We start from the raw sequence: 19,678 nt of genomic DNA, 5'->3' as shown, positions 1-19,678 counted from the left end.
TTTTAGATGTGTCAAATGACACGCTCGTACACCGCCACATTACCGGGTGCGGCCATGGTATAGTTTGCCGTCTCCGCTGTCAGCTATGTCACTCAATGGATGATCGACACACTCTCAGTTGGGCTGCGGGAAGGTTGATATGTGGTATTGCTATGGCACTAAATTCTGTCATATGCGTCCAAGGAATGATTTGCTAACTGGAGATAATTTGTGAACGCATCATTTTGGATTGGCCGAAACGGTTTGTCGCGGTGGATTAGATTTGCGCTTTGTGTTGTTTTTGCTTCTGCAGTGGTGCCTGTAGCCAATGCGGCCCAAAATCCATATGTAATGATTAAAGGGGTTTCCGATGAGCTTTTGGGGGTAATTCGTACCAATGCTCAGTATGCAAATTCAGACCCGCAAAGATACTACAGTGCTGTTGAAGGGGTGCTAACCCCGGTTGTTGATTTTGACTTTATCGCTCGTGGTGTAATGGGGCGCTATGCCAAGCAGGCGACTGCCGATCAACGCTCTCGCTTTACGGATGCTTTTCGTCGCGATCTTGTAGCGACATTTGCTCGTGGCGTGGCAAATTTTGGCGACCTGGATGTAAAAGTGGTCAATCCCGGCACCACACCTCAAGGTAATCGTGTAAATGTACTGCAGGAAGTTCGCAGTAAAGAGGGTATAACAAAAGTTTCGTATACCTTGGTGCGCAATCGGGCAGGTCAGTGGAAGTTGATCAATGTGATTCTGAATGGGGTCAACCTGGGTAAGACTTTCCGCAGTCAGTTCTCGCAGTCAATGCAGACTTATGGGGACATCGACAAGGTGATTTCTAATTGGTCAGCGGCAGACGATGCCGCAAATAAAGTGAGTTGATCCGCGAACTTTGGAGTGCGTAGCTGCGCACTCCGCTTGATTCAAGTACACTTGCGTGCTGTTTTTAACCAATCGCAAGTCCCTCCTATGCAACCAGACGAAATCAAGGCCCTAATTGAAGGGCAAATTCCCGACAGTACTGTTGAAGTGGCTTTTGAAGGTAGTCACCTGATGGTCACTGTAGTGAGCAGTTCCTTTGAAGGTCTGAGTCGTTTAAAAAAGCAACAGCTTGTCTATGCCGCTCTTGGTGAAAAAATCGCCGACGGCACCTTGCATGCCGTGCAAATGCAGACTCTGACTCCAGAAGAAGCCAGTCGTTAACTTGCCATTGCCACTGAGGTGTTGGCTATCTAGAAAGAAATTGAATGGATAAGTTGATAATAGAGGGCGGCAGCCCAATTTCCGGGACTCTGCGGATTTCTGGTGCTAAGAATTCAGCCTTGCCGATTTTGGCTGCTGCTTTGTTGGCTGACGGGCCCGTGCAAATCGATAATTTGCCGCATCTCAACGACATTACCACCATGATTACCCTGCTCCGGTGCATGGGGTGTGATGTCACTATTGATGAAAAGCTGGGTGTTGAAATTGACCCTCGCTCAGTCAATGACCTGACCGCTCCCTATGAGCTGGTTAAGACGATGCGGGCCTCAATCTTGGTTCTTGGGCCCCTGCTGGCTAGGCATGGAGTTGCGAATGTCTCCTTTCCCGGTGGTTGTGCAATTGGTAGCCGCCCAGTCGATATTCACCTGAAGGGCCTTGAGGCGATGGGTGCTGAGATAACCATCGATGGTGGTTTCATTCGGGCGCGCTCCAATGGTCGTCTTAAGGGAGCCAATATTGTCATGGAGAAAGTGACAGTTGGCGGCACTGAAAACCTGTTGATGGCAGCGGCACTGGCAGAGGGAACTACGACTCTGCACAACGCCGCTCGCGAGCCTGAAATCGTCGATTTGGCAGAGTTCCTTATTGCTATGGGGGCTCAGATTGAAGGGGTTGGCACTGACACCCTGCGTGTTCACGGTGTACCTAAGCTTACCCCCTGCAAGTTCACTGTTATGCCGGACCGTATTGAAACTGGAACCTTCCTTGCGGCAGCTGCAGCGGCGAGGGGCAAAGTGCGCCTGCTCAATACTCGTGCCGATATCCTCGATGCGGTTATGGTTAAGTTTGAAGAGGCTGGAGCTCATATCAGTTGTGGCGACGATTGGATTGAGCTGGATATGAAAGGCAATCGCCCTAAAGCGGTGAGCTTCCGTACAGCGCCTTACCCAGCCTTCCCTACAGATATGCAGTCCCAGTTCACAGCAATGAATGCTGTAGCCGAAGGAAAGGGGACTGTAGTTGAGACAATCTTTGAAAACCGCTTAATCCAGGTTCATGAGCTGAATCGAATGGGAGCAGATATCACCCTGGAAGGCAATACGGCAATTGTTACCGGGGTGGAGAAGCTTAAGGGCGCTCCAGTAATGGCTTCAGATCTGCGCGCGTCAGCTAGCTTGGTTATTGCTGGTATGGTGGCAGAGGGCACTACTATGGTGGATCGTATTTACCATATTGACCGCGGCTACGAGTGTATTGAAGAGAAGCTCCGACAGCTGGGCGCGAATATTCGGCGTGTTCCCGGCTGATTGCTACGAAGTTAATCCCAAGAGCCAATGACGGACTGGCGTAAATCGAAATGACTGCACAAATTACAATCGCACTGACAAAAGGGCGGATTCTTCAGGAGACCCTACCGCTTCTTAAGGCGGCAGGGTTGGAGCCTGCTGAAGACCTAACTAAAAGTCGAAAGTTGATATTTCCGACGAATCGCGAAGGGGTGCATCTCCTCCTCCTGAGGGGAGTGGATGTGCCCACTTATGTGCAGCATGGAGCCGCAGATATTGGTGTGGCGGGGAAAGACACCCTACTCGAGCATAGTTCTGATGGTATATACGAGCCTCTCGATTTGGGCATTGCCCGCTGCCGCCTGATGACCGCTGGTGTTAAGGGGGGGCAATTGCCCAGTGGCCGAATTAAGGTCGCTACCAAGTTTGTACAGAGTGCCAAAAAGCACTATGCCTCGATTGGCCGTCAGGTTGACATTATTAAGCTGTATGGGGCTATGGAGCTTGCTCCGCTAATGAATTTGGCCGACGAGATTGTCGATATTGTAGATAGTGGCAATACGCTAAAGGCCAATGGCCTTGAAGCCCGAGAGACTATTGCGCAAATCAGCAGTCGATTGATCGTCAACAAGGCAGCCATGAAGATGAAATATGCGCCAATCAATAGTTTGATTGAGAAGTTGGCATCGGCTGTAGCACAAACCAAATAGATACCCGAAGCATTATGACGAGCAAAGTAATTCGTCGGCTAAATACGGTCGATAGAGATTTCGATGGCCAATTGAAGCAGTTATTGGCTTGGGAGGCAGTGGCAAATCAAGAGGTTGAAAGTATCGTTGCAGAAATATTGCAGCGTGTTCGCGCTCATGGTGATAAGGCTGTTATCGAGTTCACCAACCGCTTTGATCATCGGCACCTGGAAAGGGCGAAAGACTTTGCTCTGCCGGCTGCTGAGCTTACCGCGGCTCTAGGTCGTATAAGTACCGAGGAGCGCGAGGCCCTGGAGGAAGCTGCTAATAGAGTGAGGCGTTACCACGAGCATCAAAGACAGGAGTCCTGGCGCTATACGGAGGCCGATGGGACTGTGCTTGGGCAGCAGATTACCCCAATGCAAAGTGTCGGCATTTATGTTCCTGGAGGTAAGGCGAGTTACCCTTCTTCCGTGCTTATGAATGCAATTCCTGCAAAAGTTGCTGGGGTTGACGCCGTAAATATGGTGGTGCCGGCTCCGAAAGGGGCGCTGAACGACCTGGTGTTGGCGGCAGCGGCAATAGCAGGGGTGGACCGGGTGTTTACGATTGGTGGTGCCCAGGCAGTAGCGGCACTAGCCTATGGTACTGAGTCTATTCCTGCGGTGGATAAAATTGTTGGTCCGGGGAATATCTTTGTGGCCAGTGCCAAGCGTGCTGTTTTTGGTCATGTTGCTATCGACATGATTGCGGGCCCTTCTGAAATTCTGGTTATTTGCGATGGGCAAACAGATCCCGACTGGATTGCCATGGATCTGCTGTCACAGGCTGAACACGATGAGCAGGCGCAGTCAATTCTGTTGTGCCCTGATGCTGAGTATCTAGATCGGGTTGAGAGTTCGCTGCAAAGGCTTTTGGTCGAGTTGCCCCGAGCTGAAATTGCCTCCCGCTCCCTTGCTGATCGTGGAGCGTTGATCCAAGTGGAGTCCATACAGAAGGCGATAGAAATCTCTAATCAGATTGCACCGGAGCACCTGGAAGTTTCAGTAGATAATCCTGAGGCTTACCTTCCTGGGATCCGGAATGCCGGAGCCATTTTCCTCGGGCGCTATACGGCAGAGGCATTGGGGGACTACTGTGCTGGCCCCAATCATGTCCTTCCTACCAGTGGCACTGCCCGTTTTTCCTCACCGCTGGGAGTTTACGACTTCCAGAAGCGCAGTTCGGTGATCTACTGTTCTGAAAAAGGCGCTGATACCTTGGGGCGCGTAGCGCATACTCTTGCGCTCGGGGAGGGGTTAGAAGCTCATGCCCGCTCTGCGGGTTTTCGGGTCAAGGATTTCTGAGTAATACACCCCGACAGATTCCTCTATGCGGGGTGTGTACATAGTGCACTTATTCTGTAGGGGGTATGCGGGTAGCCTGCCAGGCTAGGGCGCGCCACTCACCGTCTCGTTTAACAAACATGCCGGTGTTGAGGTAATAGCTTTGTTCCCCTTTACTGCTGTCATTAGCCGATAGTTTAAATGCAGCAATAGCGGCATCTCCTAACAATCGAATGTCAATTTCCTCGGCGGCATAGCTTGTTGTCACTGGTTCAGTGGGAGGTGTTTGCATTCCTTGCATAATTTCGCTTTTGCCAAAGCGCTTTCCGTTTGAGCTGGTGTATACCAGGTCCTCGGCCCAAAAGCGTTGGTGGGCCTGGGGATCAGAGGCAGCTTTGCTGATAAAATCAATCAGCAGTTTTTGTAAGTCTTCTTTATCTTCCGCTATTGCGGGAGTTACAGTTATTGTAAAAAGTAGAGCAAAAACCATTGAGCGCATGGAGGCTCCTCCTTGAGAGTTTATTCTATTGCTGTTTTTGTCTGTGGCTCTTCTGAAACTGTGGCATTAACCGTATGGGAGGCGCCTTCTCTAATAAAGGTTATTGAGATGGTATCTCCGGGGCGCAGAGTGGCCATAGTGGCCTCTCCCTGTTTGCCATCGCCGATAGGGAGGCCATCAATATGTGTGATGACATCTCCTGGCTGAAGACCTGCAACATGCGCGGGGCCCTCGTTGTAAATAGCTGTTACTAACACGCCACCAGTAGAGTTTAAATTGAACTCCTTGGCCATTTGAGGGCTAATGCCAGTAGCTTCAATGCCCAGCCAGCCGGGTACAACCCGTCCGTAAGCGATAATATCTTGCATGACTTTGAAGGCAATATTGGCGGGAATGGCGAAGCTGATTCCGCCTGAATAGCCGGATTGATTGAGAATTGAGGTGTTGATGCCGAGCAGGCGCCCTTGAGAGTCAACCAGTGCGCCACCAGAGTTTCCAGGGTTGACCGCAGCATCTGTCTGCAAAAAGTTCTGTAAGTAGCTGCCGGTACCTGAGTTTTCTAGGTGGCGGCCTTTCGCACTGATAATACCTTGAGTCACAGTTTGCCCAACTCCAAAAGGGTTGCCGATTGCTAGGACGACGTCGCCCACTTGTGCCCTGTCGGGCTCGCCAACAGAAATGGAGGTCAGGCCGTCGAGGTCAATTTTGAGGACGGCCAAGTCAAAATCTGTATCGCTTCCGACGAGCCTTGCTTGCGCTTCCCGTCCATCAGCTAAAAGAATAACAATGGCATCGGCCTGGTCGACCACATGATGGTTGGTCAGGATATAACCGTTATCACTGGCAATGACACCTGAGCCAAGATTGGATTGCATCCTCTGTCTTTGCGGGACATCCATGTTGTCGAACAAGCGCCTAAAAAGGGGGTCATTGAACAAAGGGTGCTGGCGCTGCGGCATGGCCATTCGGGTGTAGATATTGACTACAGCAGGGCCTGCCACATTGACGGCATGGGCATAGGAAACCGGACCTTGGGTATTATTTCCATTGGCCTCAGGGGCGATACCACGCAGTTGTGGGAATATAACCAAGAGCAGGGCAGCCATGGCAAGGCCTACCAGGGTTGGTAGGATCCAATCTTGTAAAAATCGGTTTTGGGACACTCGTGACTCCTCTTTGCGCTGATTATACACACGTCTCCAGGCGGAATCGCTGCACATGGACTTTGTTAGAGGAAATAGTTTCTTTTGGCTGGGTGGTTGTTCACGGCACAACAATTAGCATATAGGGGCTCTACAAAATGGCTTGGACAGAGGGGCAGTTTGTGAGCCTAATTGGAGGGCGCTTGTATTTCTCACTCTACTATATAGCGATTGCCCAGTGTCCGGGTCTGCTTGCTTGGTTTTTGAGACCCTGGAGTTGCTCAGGGAGTGGAACTTGGGGGGTATAATCTAACTCCTGTATGGCAATGACATTGGTCGCTTACGATAGATGCGTATAATGGCCAATCGAAATTTTAAGACTAACCGGTAACTACTGTTTTTGGAGACCTAAATGTCCCTAGTTCGCCCCCATGGTAGCGTTGAACTTCAGCCACGCTTTGTATATGACAGTGAGAGGCATCACCAGTTGATGCACGAAGCGGAGTCCCTGCCGTCAATCGTGGTCAGTTCGGCAGCTGCCGCTAATGCGGTAATGCTTGGGGCAGGATACTTCAATCCGTTGCACGGCTATATGAACCTGGCAGATGCCATGAGTGTTGCTGGAACCTTGCGCACAGTAGATGGCCTGTTCTGGCCGGTGCCGGTTGTCAATGTTGTTAAAGACGCTAGTGAAATTGAGGGTGCCTCCCGTATTGCCCTGCGTGACCCGAATGTTGAGGGTAATCCGGTTCTCGCCGTGATGGATGTTGAGGCGATCGAAACCATTTCAGAAGAGCAAATGGACACCATGGCTGAGCAGGTCTTTGGCACTCTGGATGAGAAACACCCCGGTGTCGCAACCTTTAAGTCTGCGGGTCGAACTCTAGTATCGGGCCCGATCGAAGTGCTGAACTTTAGCTACTTCCAGAATGACTTCCCGGATACTTTCCGCACTGCGGTAGAGATTCGCAATGAATTCAAGGAGCGTGGCTGGAATAAGGTTGTAGCCTTTCAGACTCGCAACCCGATGCACCGCGCGCACGAAGAGCTGTGCAAGATGGCCCTCGACGGGGTAGAGGCCGATGGTGTACTGATTCATATGCTGCTTGGCCAGCTGAAGCCTGGTGATATCCCCGCTCCGGTGCGCGATGCTTCCATTCGCAAGATGGTAGAGCTGTACTTCCCGGCGAATACTGTGATGGTGACCGGCTACGGCTTCGATATGCTGTATGCTGGCCCGCGCGAAGCGGTATTGCATGCGGTATTCCGCCAGAACTGTGGCTGTAGCCACCTGATTGTCGGTCGTGATCACGCCGGCGTTGGTGATTACTACGGCGCTTTCGATGCTCAGACAATCTTCGATGAAAAGGTGCCCGAAGGCGCTCTTGAGATTGAGATTTTCCGTGCCGACCACACCGCTTATTCCAAAAAGTTGAATAAGGTGGTAATGATGCGTGATGTTCCTGATCACACGAAAGAAGACTTTATTCTGCTTTCAGGTACTAAAGTGCGTGAAATGTTGGGTGATGGTATTGCGCCGCCCCCAGAGTTTTCTCGCCCTGAAGTGGCGCAGATTTTGATGGATTACTATCAGAGCCTGTAAGTACCGAATAAAAAAGGCGGGTGATTACCCGCCTTTTTCTATTTCTTGGAAAGCTGCGTTTCATTATCTCGTACAGCTTATTAATTATTAGCTGCTCTCATGGGCCTCTTTTTCGAGCCCGTAGTCCTCAGCAAGTGTGCCTTTGGCGCCAGGTTCCTTAGGGGCCCAGTCGCGAGGCGGCTCTATATCCTGCAATTTCTCATCGTTGTCTTTTAATTTTCCACTGCCGGCTTTTAGCATCTGGCGGCCAATATCCTGGCTGGATAAGCGCAGCGCGCTATTAGACAGGTATTCGTGAACCTCTTTATAGCTCTCGGTGAGGTTGTGAACAAGTTGTGAAGTTTGGTCGAAGTGATCGTTGACCTGCAACTGGAAGTCTTCGAGTTTGTTGTTGGCCTCACGTAGCCTTTGCTCCAGCTCCTCTGAGCGCTCCACACTGGTACGCCCGCGCACAGCCAGGAATGCGAGGAATGCACCCAGGGTCATACCGAGGACGCCGACTAGAATTAATACCGATGTAGAGTGCACTTACTACCTCCTCAACTTGCTTTTTTATTGTACAGATCGCCTCGCGGGGAGATGAGGCTGCCAATCTTGGCCCAGCCGGTTTCTGCACTTTGGGTAGCCCGCGTTCGTGGCTATTGCCCCTCATAATAGAGAGGCCAGTATACGCGATTATTACGCTGACAATTAATGTTGTCGGTCAATTGCGACAGAATGGTTAGTGCCTGGTTCCAGTTTGCGGGGAGGGCTGGCTATTTCGGGTAGTTGCACTGTTGTAAAGGGTGCCAACCATGTCTCTCCGCGGTCTATGCGTAGATTGGTTGAATTTGATAGAGTGCGCGCCAGTTATTCAGTAGTCGAAGAAATTTTCCTCTATGTTGCCCGCCAAACCACTATTTTCTTCCCCTCTTGAGCGTTATGAGAGTGATCTTCAGCGTCCGGACTTTGTTGAGGATCAATCCCAGCGTCAGGCAGTTGAGGAGCTGCAGGATCTTCATCGGCGCCTGGTGGCCCGGTCTGAGCGCGGTGCGATCATCAGTTTTTTGTCCCGCATTCGCAGTCGCGCTAATGAGCCCGAGAAGGGTCTCTACTTTTGGGGTGGGGTAGGCCGCGGAAAAACCTACCTAATGGATGCGTTTTTTGAGTCCCTGCCGTTCGCGGAAAAACAGCGCACCCATTTCCATCGCTTTATGCGTCGAGTTCACCAGGATCTAAAGGAGTACGCAGGGGAGAAGAATCCGCTGGAGAAGGTGGCGGATAAGATTGCCCGCCGCGCTCGGGTGCTCTGCTTTGATGAGTTTTTCGTCTCAGATATTGCCGATGCCATGATATTGGCCGGTCTGTTGGATGCGCTGTTCCGCCGGGGGTGGCCCTAGTGGCGACCTCGAATATTGTGCCCAAAGGCTTATATAAGGATGGGTTGCAGAGGGTACGATTCCTTCCGGCCATCGATCTGCTGGAGAAGTACACCAAAGTGGTTAATGTCGATAGCGGTACCGATTACCGGCTGCGCACCCTGGAGATATTGGAGCTATATCATTCTCCACTGGGACCTGAGGCGGATAGCAGTCTGGAGCAGAGTTTTTCACAGCTGAGTGTCAGCGGCTGCGAAGCTCGTAGCGAGGTTCAGCTGCAAGTGGAGGGGCGCCCAATTCGAGCCTTGAAAGTAGCGGATGATGTTGCGTGGTTTGATTTTGTGGATCTATGCGATGGGCCGCGATCGCAAAATGACTATATCGAATTGGCCAGGGAGTTCCATACGGTGCTTCTGGGGTCGGTGGTCAAGTTTGATGAGCGTATGGATGCCCAGGCGCGTCGCTTCATTAATCTGGTGGATGAATTTTACGACCGGTGCGTGAAGTTGGTGATTTCTGCGGAGGTTCCAGCTGAGGAGTTGTACGTCGGCCGGAATCTTAAGTTTGAGTTTGAGCGCACGGTGAGTCGGCTTTTGGAGATGCAGTCCCGCGAATATCTGGAGCGGCCCCATCGCCCCGAATAAGTCTGTCGAGTCGGGGTAAATTCCGCTTGAAAAGCATACACTCCTTTTGTACTATCCGCGCTCTTTTGTGGGACGGCCCCTAATTCTGGGGGTCATATTACAGGTGTTTATAACATGAAGACTTACAGTGCCAAGCCAGAGGCGGTAAAACGCGACTGGTACATTGTTGACGCTGCGGACAAGACCCTCGGCCGTATTGCTGCCGAGATCGCAACCCGCCTGCGCGGCAAGCACAAGCCTGAATACACGCCCCACGTGGACACTGGCGATTACATCATTGTAATCAACGCAGAAAAGGTTCGCGTGACCGGTAACAAGGCCAAAGACAAGATCTACCACAGCCACTCCGGCTACCCTGGTGGTCTTAAATCCATCAGCTTCGAAAAGCTGATCGAAAAAGCGCCCGAGCGCACCGTTCAAAGCGCCGTTAAAGGCATGCTGCCGAAAGGTCCTTTGGGTCGTGCCATGTTCAAGAAGCTGAAAGTATACAGCGGCAGTGAACATCCTCATGTGGCTCAACAGCCGATTGAACTGGCGATCTAAACGGGAATAAATCTGATGGCAACTACTCAATACTACGGTACCGGCCGCCGCAAGACCTCTACTGCTCGTGTATTCCTCACAGCAGGCGAAGGTAAGATCACCGTAAACGGTCGCACTCTGGACGAATACTTCGGCCGTGAAGTGGCTCGCATGATCGTGCGTCAGCCGCTGGAAAAGGTTGAAATGGTCGAGAAATTCGACATCACTGTCACTGTTAAAGGTGGCGGTTCCTTTGGTCAGGCGGGTGCTATCCGTCACGGCCTGACCCGTGCCCTGATGCAGTACGACGAAGCGCTGCGTCAACCGCTGCGCGCCGCTGGTTATGTTACCCGCGACGCCCGTGAGGTTGAGCGTAAGAAAGTGGGTCTGCGCAAAGCGCGTAAGAAGCCGCAGTTCTCCAAGCGTTAAGCTTTCTTTTTGGCCCGGCTTTTGCCGGGCTTTTTTATATTCCCGTATCTGTGGTTATCCAGCGCTCTTATGACTTTTGCTGGATTTATCGCGGTTTCGCCGCGTGATTCCCGACGTTCCCCATAGCATTGCCTTGTATCAAATTGGCATTTTCTTTAACATTGCGCCGATTTGTATCCGCTTGATTTGTGGGGTTTATTCGCGCGGGCAATCTGCCGGGGCGGGACTTCTTTCAAGACTTTTTGGGTTTGGGCCAGCGAATCTCCGGGCTATCGGGGTCGCTGTGATGGGAGAACTACGTCATGAGTGATGACGGTGTAAATGTAGGACGGCGCCGTTTTCTAACCGCTGCCACCTCAGTTGTTGGTGGCGCGGGTGCGGTGGGGGTTGCCGTTCCCTTCGTCGCTTCCTGGAAGCCGAGTGCCAAGGCGAAAGCTGCGGGCGCTCCGGTTAAATACAACATTAGCAAAGTTGAACCGGGCCAAATGGTCACTGTAGAGTGGCGAGGTAAGCCGGTCTATGTTGTGCGCCGTACCGATGAAATACTGCAAGACCTGGAGAAAGTGGAGCCTCTACTGCGCGACCCTAACTCCGAGGAGTCTATCCAGCCAGCTTATGTAGATCCGGAAAACCGCTCTATCAAGCCAAAGCTGTTGGTGTTGGTTGGTCTGTGTACGCACCTTGGCTGCGCGCCTATGTACCGCCCGGAAGTGGGTGCTGCCGATCTGGGTGGCGATGAGTGGATGGGTGGCTTCTTCTGTCCCTGTCACGGTTCCAAATACGATATGGCTGGCCGTGTTTATACCGGTGTTCCCGCGCCTACCAACTTGGAGGTGCCGCCTTATTCCTATGAAAACGACGATGTAATCGTGATTGGCGTAGACCAGGAGGGCACCGCATGAAATGGCTCGCAGATTTCGGTGATTGGGTAGATCAGAGGCTACCCATTTACCAGGCCTGGGATAAGCACATGGGCAAGTACTACGCGCCCAAAAACTTTAACCTGTGGTATTTCTTCGGTGTTTTCTCCTTATTGGTCCTGGTCAACCAGCTGTTGACCGGTATTTGGCTCGTTATGAGCTACAACCCCTCCGCCGAGGAGGCGTTTGCCTCGGTTGAGTACATCATGCGAGATGTAGAGTGGGGTTGGTTGATACGATATCTTCACTCCACAGGTGCGTCTGCCTTTTTCGTGGTGGTGTACCTGCATATGTTCCGCGGTTTGATGTACGGCTCTTATAAGCCGCCCCGCGAGCTGGTGTGGATTTTCGGTATGTGTATCTACCTGGTGCTGATGGCAGAAGCCTTTATGGGTTACGTACTGCCTTGGGGCCAGATGTCCTACTGGGGTGCCCAGGTAATTGTTTCCCTGTTTGGAGCAATTCCCGGTATTGGCGATAGCCTGGTTGAGTGGATTCGCGGAGACTACCTGATTTCTGGTATTACCCTGACCCGCTTCTTCTCCCTGCACGTTATTGCACTGCCGCTGGTATTGGTATTGCTGGTAGTTCTGCATATCCTGGCGTTGCACGAGGTTGGCTCCAACAACCCAGACGGTATCGAGATCAAGAAGAACAAGGACGAGAACGGCATTCCTAAAGACGGTATTGCTTTCCACCCTTACTACTCTGTGCACGATTTGGTAGGTATCGCGGTATTCCTGTTTATCTTCGCAACTGTTGTGTTCTTCTTCCCGGAAATGGGCGGCTTCTTCCTGGAGTACGCTAACTTCGAAGAAGCGAACCCGCTGAAGACACCGCCGCATATTGCTCCGGTTTGGTACTTCACGCCGTTCTACGCAATCCTGCGTGCGGTTACCATGGATATCGGTCCGCTTACTGCGAAATTCCTTGGCTTGATAGCAATGGGTGCCGCTATTGCTGTGCTGTTTGTGCTGCCTTGGCTGGACAAGAGCCCGGTTCGCTCGATTCGCTACAAGGGTTGGTTGCCGAAGGGCTTGCTGCTTCTGTTTGCTGCAGTATTTATTATCCTTGGCTACCTGGGTGTTAAATCTCCGACCCCGGATCGTAACTTCCTGTCTCAGGTAGCGACCCTGTTCTACTTCGCCTTCTTCCTGACCATGCCGGTTTGGACGAATCCGAAGAGTAAGAAAGGCATTGGCTCCTGGGCTGTTTGTGTCATCTTTGGCGTGCTGTTCCTGTGGATGGCGGTTGCTAATTACTCCGTGAATACTTTCATGGTGGTTGTAACTCTGCTGCTAGCTGCCTTCTTTACGTTGCTGCCCTGGATTACCAATCGCGATGAGGTTTACCCAGAGCCCGAGCGTGTAACCAGCCCGTCTGGTGGTAAAACTTTCGGCATCCTGTTTATCGGTATTATCGTTGTCGGCCTGCTGACCTTTATCCCGATTAAAGCGGTAGGTGCAGAATCTGAAGTGGAGCTGGATCACATCAATATCGATCTGCGGGACAAGCCGTCCCTGCAGCGCGGTGCCAAGTACTTCGTCAACTACTGCATGGGTTGTCACAGTGCCAATTACTCCCGTTGGGAGCGCGTGGCCACTGACCTGGATATCCCGGTTGAGTTGATGATGGAGAACCTGGTTTTGGGTGACGACAAGATCGGTAACCTGATGACGATCTCCATGCGTCCAGATGATTCCAAAGTATGGTTCGGCGCCGCGCCGCCGGACCTGACGTTGGTTGCTCGTTCTCGCTCACCGGAATGGCTCTACACTTACCTCCGCAGCTTCTATAAGGACGACAGTCGTGCTACCGGGGTAAATAACAAGGTCTTCCCGAGTGTGGCCATGCCTCACGTTCTGATGGAACTGCAAGGCTTGCAGGAATGTGCCCCTGGCCCTAAGCGCGATCACGGTAAAGTTGTCCGCGATGAGCTCGGCAACCCGATTATGGATGCTGCCTGTGGTAGTCTGGAAGTCGGCAAGGTGAAGGGTTCTATGACACCTGAAGAGTTTGATGGGGCAATGTATGACCTCGTCAACTTTATGGAGTACATTGCTGAGCCGATGGCTGAAGATCGCAAACGTGTTGGCTTCTATGTGCTGGCGTTTATTTTTGTGTTCTTTATCTTCGCCTGGTTGCTGAACCGCGAATACTGGAAAGACGTGCACCACTAAAGCCGTCGCTAGTTTGTCTCTAATGGGTGGTGGGTTTACTCACTGCCCTTTTATATTTTGAATAAAAGGTCGGCTCTAGCCGGCTTAAAGTTTGAGGTAGTTTGAACATGGGTGTGCCTACCAACAAGCGCTCCTCGATGACCTTCTTCTCCGATGGTCGCAGCCACTATAGCCACCGAGTACGTATCGTACTTGCAGAGAAAGGGGTTTCCGTCGATATCACCGATGTGGACGCCGATGATAAACCAGCTGAACTCGCTGACCTCAATCCTTACAACTCCCTGCCAACCCTGGTAGATCGCGACTTGGTTCTGTTCGAGACCAAAGTGATGATGGAGTATCTGGACGAGCGTTTCCCGCATCCGCCGCTGCTGCCGGTTTACCCGGTTGCCCGCGCGCAGAGCCGCCAGATCATGCATCGTATCGAGCGCGATTGGTGTCCTCTGGTGGACAAGATCCTTGCCGGTGGTAAGGACGCGGCCTCCGCTCGGAAAGAACTGCGCGACAACCTGGTTGGTATCGCTCCGATGTTTACCGACCTGCCGTACTTCTTTAATGAAGAGTTTTCTCTGGTGGATTGCTGCATGGCCCCGCTGTTGTGGCGCCTTGAGCAGTTTGAAATCAGTCTTCCGAAAACCAAGCAGGTTAAGCCGTTGCTGGATTATATGGACCGCCTGTTTGCCCGTGAGGCATTCCAGCAGAGTCTGACCGAATACGAACGGGAAATGCGTTGAGGGAATACTGGTGAGCAAGCCGGCCATGACATCCAATCGTCCCTATATTCTGCGGGCGTTTTACGAGTGGATAACCGATAACCGGTGCACTCCTTATATTCTGGTTGATACGCACCTCCCCGGTGTTTTGGTGCCGCAACAACATGTGAACGACGATGGTCAGATAGTGCTGAACATCTCGGAATCAGCGGTTGCCAGTCTGACTATGGATAATTACGCCATCAGGTTTAACGCCCGTTTTGGCGGGGTTCCGACAGATATCCAAGTTCCAGTGGGGTCTGTGGTCGGAATCTACGCGCGGGAAAACGGACAGGGAATGGTATTTGAGGCCGAGGAAACTCCAGAGCCGCCCGAACCGACGCCACCCACCAGTTTGGGTAAAAAATCGGTGAAAAAACCGGCTCTGCGTGTCGTTAAATAGTGCTCCTTTTCGCTGGTAGGGCAGATTTCTGAAGCCCTGCCAGTTCCCTTCCTTCACTTTTGTGACCCGGTTCCGGGTATACGCTTGTCCCAAGTCCGTATAATGTCGCGTTATCTTTTATTGCCGCGAATGTCATGCCGCCGTACCTTCAATGGCTGCGCTTTATTTGGCTGCCAGGGATGCTTCTGGTGCTTCTCGTTGCGCAGTATCTTCCCTGGATCGATCTGACCCACTTATACAGTCCGCAGCTGCCTGTGTTGCTATTGGCTATGGCAGCATTGCTCAGTTTTGGTTTTCGCTCAAGCCGGGTTGCGCTTTCAGCGCTGCTTATCATGGCCCTATACATCGCGGCTCACTCCCAGTTGCTCCCCAGCTTGGACAGGGATCTCCCGCTATATCTCTCACTGGTAGCGGTAAATCTTGTTCTCTTTACTTGCAGTCGTGATCGCAGTGTCTTCAGTATTTTTGGGCTGCTGTGGGGCCTGTTTTTGCTGGCTGAGGGGGTGGGTTTTGTCTTGCTCTACGATTGCTGCGCGCCGCTGAGGCTGGCATTTCCGGTCGAGAATTTGCCCAGGGGGTTGTCCGGGTTTTTACCCGACGCATTTTCGTTGCCACAATTGATCGGCAGTGTCTCCGCTCTCGGTGCTTTTGCCTTACTTTTTCTCTACCCTGGCCCCACCGCTATGGGTCTGTTTAGTTGTTCTATTTTGCTGCTGTGCAGTGTTTGGTTGGGCTTTCCTCTCGAGTTTACCGGGTCTGTAGCGGGAATATTGTTGGTCGCTTCGCTGCTTGGGGCCAGTTATGAATTGGCGTTTCGCGATGAGCTGACTGGGCTTCATTCCAGGCGGGCCTTCCGCTATCAGATGCTGACGCCAACATGGAATTACAGCCTTGCCATGGTTGATATCGATCATTTTAAGAGGCTGAATGATCGCTATGGGCACCAAGTGGGTGATCAGGCTTTGCAAATGGTTGCGGCTCAACTCGCGCGCCACTCTCACGGTGCCGTGTTTCGCTATGGTGGCGAGGAGTTTGTTATTTACCTTCCGGGCCGCAGTCGCGAGGCGAAAGAAGCTTTATTGGAAAAAATCAGGGAGAAAATCTCAAGCTACCCGCTGCGCCTAAGGTCATCGGGGCGTCTTGCCGCAGGGGCCTCACTAAGGGGGAAGGGCGGAGGGAGGCCAGTAAAAGTTACTGTGAGTATTGGCGTTGCCCACCGCAATAAAAAACTAAAGAAACCCGAGAATATCCTTAAAGCGGCTGATCAAGCGCTTTATAAAGCAAAGCGCAGCGGGCGAAATTGCCTGTCGGTCCACAGCTGATATAAATCAAGTAAATTTGAAAGTGACGCTTAATTCCCTTTTGGCATTGGTCAATCTGTTGTGCGCCACCGATACTGCAAAGCAGGGTATTGGAAGGGAGATTTGGTGTGCGGATACTCAGTCATACAATAGGTATTCTTACCAACCCGGAAAAAGAGTGGAAAGCGATACGCGCTGATCGCCATTCTTTTTTGAGGTGTTTGTAACTCATGTGCCGCTTCTGGCGTTGATTCCTACTGTGGCCGGTTACTTTGGGGTTACCCGGGTAGGCTTTCAGGTTGGGGGACATCTAGCAAAGCTGACACCTGAAAGTGCAGCTGTTCTGTCGGTTGTTACTTACTTTGCATTGCTGGTTGGCGTCTATTGCCTCGGAGAGTTTATTAACTGGATGGCGCGATCCTACGGGGTTGAGGGCGATGAGCCCACGCGCCATTATGAAGGGACGGCACTTGCGGTGTTTATTACTACGCCAATCTTCCTGGCGAGTATCGTCGTCCTTTATCCGCACCCCTGGCTCACGATGGCGTCGGTAGGCATTGCCGGGATGTATTCTATTTACCTGGTCTTTGCCGGCATTCCGATCCTGATGAATATGAATAAGGATCGAGCTTTTCTGTATGCCTGTGCAGTATTAACCGTTGCCCTGGTAATGATGGTTACGGTGCTTATTGGCTCCGTCATTTTATGGAGTGTGGGCATCGGGCCGGTTTATCAGCACCACGCCTATTAAGGCTTCACAACGCCAGCATTTGTGCTGGCGTTGTGCGGCTACCTAGACTTATCGATAATCGGTGGCATAGGGCAGTCCAGGCTGTCAGCGACGGCCCTTAACAGTTCGATCTCCTCCGCTTTAATTACCCCATTGTGATTCAAGGTGATCACAATCGCTTTCAGTAAGTCGGGTTTCTCCAGGGGCGGTATAAGGCTGGCGATTGCAATGGCCTTGTCCAGTCGTGGCAGGGTGATATCAGCGATGCCGGGTAGCGGGGTTATTTCAAGCCTGAGAGCACTGAGTCCCTTCTCATAAGCACGTTTTGCTGGAAGGTATTGGCTGTTTCCCGCATGGGCGATGGCTGCAATGATAAATCGTGAAGCATCTTTGTTGGCATGTTTGCTGTGGGAGAGGCGCTGTCGATCTGGAGCGCCGTCGAGCGCGTGCATTAATACCCGGTATAAGGCCCACTCCCAAACTTCAACTTTCCCATCGCTGTGTAGAAGCTTGATAAGGTTTCGTTTAAAGATCTGGTACTGCTGAGGGACTAGGGCACGCAAGGCCGGGATACATAGGTCTATCAATGCGAGGCGGGCGTTGCTCGGCAGTGATTCCATATGTGGTGTGAGTTTTTTCATCTCGCGGATAACAGCGGGGTGGGCAATTTTCTCCAAGAGGTTTAGCTGTTTGTCTCGCTCGGTTTTATCCTTGTGCAGAAGAAGGTAGTAAACCAGTGCCCGGGCGGTAAAAGGTTCGTGTGCAGCCTGTTGGATCAGAGGTGGAATAGAACCCAGCAGTTGATGCCCAAGCTCAACTTGGTGTGTATCTGGTTTGGCAATGCTGTTGTCCACCGCATCCAGAGCAGCCTGGAAAGGCGTTGTAGGAGCGGCCATGGCGAACTGAGGATTTTGCAATTCACTGGGTTTTACAGTCTGGGCTTCACTTTTTACCTGTTCTTCCGTATTGGCGAATAGGCCGTTCCAGGCGGGTTCTAACCTCTTTATACGCACCGGTAGTGGAGGGTGAGTGGCAAAAAGGCTGAGCAGCGAGTGTTTTACCCCAACCGCGAACAACATATGGTTAAACTCTGCTGCGTTGGGGCTGCTGAGTTCTGAGCCTAAATCGCGGCCACCGATCTTTTTCAGTGCGTTGGCAATACCGAGGTTGTTGCGAGTAAATTGTACTGCGGAGGCATCGGCAAGAAACTCCCGTTGCCGACTGACAGCGGCCTTGATCAGGTTGCCGATTAGCGTACCGGTGTAGCCGAGGATAATCAGAGTTATTCCCAGGCCTAGTAGCGGATATCTTATGGGGGTTACGCGCCTGTGGGGTGCTGGGCTTCTGATAAGGAGCTGCCCCAAAAGTCCAATAATTAAGATTCCGTGGAGCAGCCCGGTGATTTGGGTGTTTAGACGAATGTCTCCATTGAGAATATGACTGAACTCGTGGGCAACAACTCCCTGTAGTTCCTCCCGGGTAAGCTTTTCCAAGGAGCCCCGCGTCAGGCCAATAATGGCGTTGGTAGGGTTTTGGCCAGCGGCAAAGGCATTGATGGTGCTGTCCTCAATGATGTAGACATCGGGTACCGGAATACCTGCTGCAATAGCGATCTCTTCCACAACATTGAGTGCTCTCTTTTCCCGCTCAGTCCGCGCGGAAGTATTAAGTTTGTGCCCTCCCAGGGATTCCGCCACAGCCTTTCCCCCAGGGGATAATTGATGGAACTTGTACAGACTGCCCGGAATAACGACGGTACCGATGACAAAGGCTATTGAGCCAAGGGTCTCCCAGCCCAGAAGTTGCACAACTTCAAAGGGAGTAAATGGTTGGCCGCGAGACAGTGACACCATGGCCGCCGTAGCCAGGGTACTCAAACTAATTAGGGCAATGAGGGCCAGGCTGAAGAGGAAAACCAGCAAACGACTGCTGTGCTTGGCTTTGTCCTGATGAACGTAAAAGTTCATATTTAAAACTCGATACGTGGCGCGACTTGAAAGGTTTCTGAGTCTGCGAACTCAAGCAGTTGGGCGTTGGCTCTGTGGCCAAAAAAGCCGGCCAGAAATACTGGGGGGAAGCTCTGCTTGTAGATGTTGTAGCTGGTGACGCAGTCGTTAAAAGCTTGGCGTGCAAATGCCACGCGGTTTTCGGTGCTGTTTAACTCCTCGTTGAGTTCGCGAAGGGTCTGGTCGGCTTTCAATTCCGGGTAGGCCTCAATCACCATATTCAGGCGACCCAGAGCGCTGTTGAGAAGGCTTTCTGCGCGGCCGAGCTTATCGATAGCGGCCGGATTGGTAGGGTTTTTAGCGGCAGATTTAAGGTCTGAAATTGCGGTATTACGCGCACTGATTACCGCTTCCAGGGTTTCCCTCTCGTGATTTAGGTATGCCCTGGCACTCTCTACCAGATTTGGTACCAGGTCGTGGCGTCGCTTTAACTGTATCTCTATCTGCGCAAAAGCATTTTCGCTGTGGTTTTTCAGTGAAACCAGTTTGTTAAAGATACTGATGATGAAAAAGAACAGTGCGATGACCACCGCCAGCACAATAAGTCCCGTAGACCCCATAACGCTCCCCTATTTATCCCTGTTGGTGGCGTAAATAGTAACACGATGGGCTGATACTGATACGCACCGGTCGCACCCCTGGCGGAGCGGGGTGGGGCTTCGGCTATAATGCGGCGACATTAAAACAATTGCCGCCACCACAGT

The 19,678-nt window shown here is 51.9% G+C and carries 19 protein-coding genes and 1 pseudogene; 15 read left to right on the top strand and 5 right to left on the bottom strand.

Annotated features, from left to right (window positions below; genetic code table 11):
* Positions 1 to 210: 210 nt before the first annotated feature.
* The 5 genes from QT397_21350 (at position 211) to hisD (ending at position 4,506) form a co-directional block, all read left to right on the top strand.
* Positions 211 to 864 (top strand): ABC transporter substrate-binding protein, encoded by a 654-nt coding sequence (locus QT397_21350; protein ID WNZ55381.1) that lies wholly within the window; start codon positions 211 to 213, stop codon positions 862 to 864.
* Positions 865 to 951: 87 nt separating this feature from the next.
* Positions 952 to 1,185, top strand: a complete 234-nt coding sequence (locus QT397_21345; GenBank protein WNZ55380.1) for a BolA/IbaG family iron-sulfur metabolism protein — start codon at positions 952 to 954, stop codon at positions 1,183 to 1,185.
* Positions 1,186 to 1,229: 44 nt separating this feature from the next.
* Positions 1,230 to 2,492, top strand: a complete 1,263-nt coding sequence (gene murA, locus QT397_21340; GenBank protein ID WNZ55379.1) for a UDP-N-acetylglucosamine 1-carboxyvinyltransferase — start codon at positions 1,230 to 1,232, stop codon at positions 2,490 to 2,492.
* A gap of 50 nt (positions 2,493 to 2,542) precedes the next feature.
* Entirely contained in the window at positions 2,543 to 3,181 is a 639-nt protein-coding gene (gene hisG, locus QT397_21335; protein ID WNZ55378.1) for an ATP phosphoribosyltransferase, read from the top strand.
* A 14-nt stretch (positions 3,182 to 3,195) separates the two neighbouring features.
* Positions 3,196 to 4,506, top strand: coding sequence for a histidinol dehydrogenase (gene hisD / locus QT397_21330; protein WNZ55377.1), 1,311 nt, complete (start codon positions 3,196 to 3,198; stop codon positions 4,504 to 4,506).
* Positions 4,507 to 4,555: 49 nt separating this feature from the next.
* On the opposite strand, the gene QT397_21325 is transcribed toward hisD, so the two are convergent.
* Entirely contained in the window at positions 4,556 to 4,984 is a 429-nt protein-coding gene (locus QT397_21325) for a nuclear transport factor 2 family protein (GenBank protein WNZ55376.1), read from the bottom strand.
* 20 nt (positions 4,985 to 5,004) lie between these two features.
* The gene (locus QT397_21320) at positions 5,005 to 6,147 is read right to left on the bottom strand and encodes a trypsin-like peptidase domain-containing protein (protein WNZ55375.1); all 1,143 of its coding nucleotides are present in this window, start codon (positions 6,145 to 6,147) and stop codon (positions 5,005 to 5,007) included.
* Between the two features lie 391 nt (positions 6,148 to 6,538).
* On the opposite strand from QT397_21320, the gene sat reads away from it, so the two are divergent.
* Positions 6,539 to 7,729: a sulfate adenylyltransferase gene (gene sat, locus QT397_21315; GenBank protein WNZ55374.1), complete on the top strand. Its 1,191-nt coding sequence runs from the start codon at positions 6,539 to 6,541 to the stop codon at positions 7,727 to 7,729.
* A gap of 87 nt (positions 7,730 to 7,816) precedes the next feature.
* Here sat and QT397_21310 read toward each other — a convergent pair whose 3' ends face one another.
* Positions 7,817 to 8,257 carry a DUF1043 family protein gene (locus QT397_21310; protein ID WNZ55373.1) on the bottom strand — a complete coding sequence of 147 codons (441 nt, stop codon included), beginning with the start codon at positions 8,255 to 8,257 and terminating at the stop codon, positions 7,817 to 7,819.
* 350 nt (positions 8,258 to 8,607) lie between these two features.
* On the opposite strand from QT397_21310, the pseudogene zapE reads away from it, so the two are divergent.
* The 9 genes and pseudogenes from zapE to QT397_21265 all read left to right on the top strand — a co-directional run bounded on the left by zapE (position 8,608) and on the right by QT397_21265 (position 16,989).
* Positions 8,608 to 9,731 (top strand): annotated as a pseudogene (zapE, locus tag QT397_21305) (cell division protein ZapE).
* Positions 9,732 to 9,845: 114 nt separating this feature from the next.
* Positions 9,846 to 10,274, top strand: coding sequence for a 50S ribosomal protein L13 (rplM, locus tag QT397_21300; GenBank protein WNZ55372.1), 429 nt, complete (start codon positions 9,846 to 9,848; stop codon positions 10,272 to 10,274).
* 15 nt (positions 10,275 to 10,289) lie between these two features.
* Positions 10,290 to 10,682 (top strand): 30S ribosomal protein S9, encoded by a 393-nt coding sequence (gene rpsI / locus QT397_21295; protein ID WNZ55371.1) that lies wholly within the window; start codon positions 10,290 to 10,292, stop codon positions 10,680 to 10,682.
* A gap of 302 nt (positions 10,683 to 10,984) precedes the next feature.
* Complete coding sequence (gene petA / locus QT397_21290; GenBank protein ID WNZ55370.1) at positions 10,985 to 11,584, top strand: ubiquinol-cytochrome c reductase iron-sulfur subunit; 600 nt, start codon at positions 10,985 to 10,987, stop codon at positions 11,582 to 11,584.
* A complete protein-coding gene (locus QT397_21285) occupies positions 11,581 to 13,782 on the top strand; it encodes a cytochrome b N-terminal domain-containing protein (protein WNZ55369.1) in 2,202 nt (733 codons plus the stop codon). The genes petA and QT397_21285 overlap by 4 nt, the downstream gene beginning before the upstream one ends.
* A 107-nt stretch (positions 13,783 to 13,889) precedes the next feature.
* Positions 13,890 to 14,516: a glutathione S-transferase N-terminal domain-containing protein gene (locus QT397_21280; GenBank protein ID WNZ55368.1), complete on the top strand. Its 627-nt coding sequence runs from the start codon at positions 13,890 to 13,892 to the stop codon at positions 14,514 to 14,516.
* Between the two features lie 25 nt (positions 14,517 to 14,541).
* A complete protein-coding gene (locus QT397_21275; protein ID WNZ55367.1) occupies positions 14,542 to 14,937 on the top strand; it encodes a ClpXP protease specificity-enhancing factor in 396 nt (131 codons plus the stop codon).
* 134 nt (positions 14,938 to 15,071) lie between these two features.
* Entirely contained in the window at positions 15,072 to 16,259 is a 1,188-nt protein-coding gene (locus QT397_21270; GenBank protein WNZ55366.1) for a GGDEF domain-containing protein, read from the top strand.
* 211 nt (positions 16,260 to 16,470) lie between these two features.
* Positions 16,471 to 16,989 (top strand): Yip1 family protein, encoded by a 519-nt coding sequence (locus QT397_21265; GenBank protein ID WNZ55365.1) that lies wholly within the window; start codon positions 16,471 to 16,473, stop codon positions 16,987 to 16,989.
* A 38-nt stretch (positions 16,990 to 17,027) separates the two neighbouring features.
* Here the strand turns inward: QT397_21265 and QT397_21260 are convergent, their stop codons facing one another.
* Positions 17,028 to 18,935 (bottom strand): M48 family metallopeptidase, encoded by a 1,908-nt coding sequence (locus QT397_21260; protein WNZ55364.1) that lies wholly within the window; start codon positions 18,933 to 18,935, stop codon positions 17,028 to 17,030.
* Between the two features lie 2 nt (positions 18,936 to 18,937).
* Complete coding sequence (locus QT397_21255; protein WNZ55363.1) at positions 18,938 to 19,534, bottom strand: LemA family protein; 597 nt, start codon at positions 19,532 to 19,534, stop codon at positions 18,938 to 18,940.
* Between the last annotated feature and the right edge of the window lie 144 nt (positions 19,535 to 19,678).

Source organism: Microbulbifer sp. MKSA007 (assembly GCA_032615215.1).
Taxonomy (GTDB): Bacteria; Pseudomonadota; Gammaproteobacteria; order Pseudomonadales; family Cellvibrionaceae; genus Microbulbifer.
This window is presented reverse-complemented; position numbering and strand designations above follow the sequence as displayed.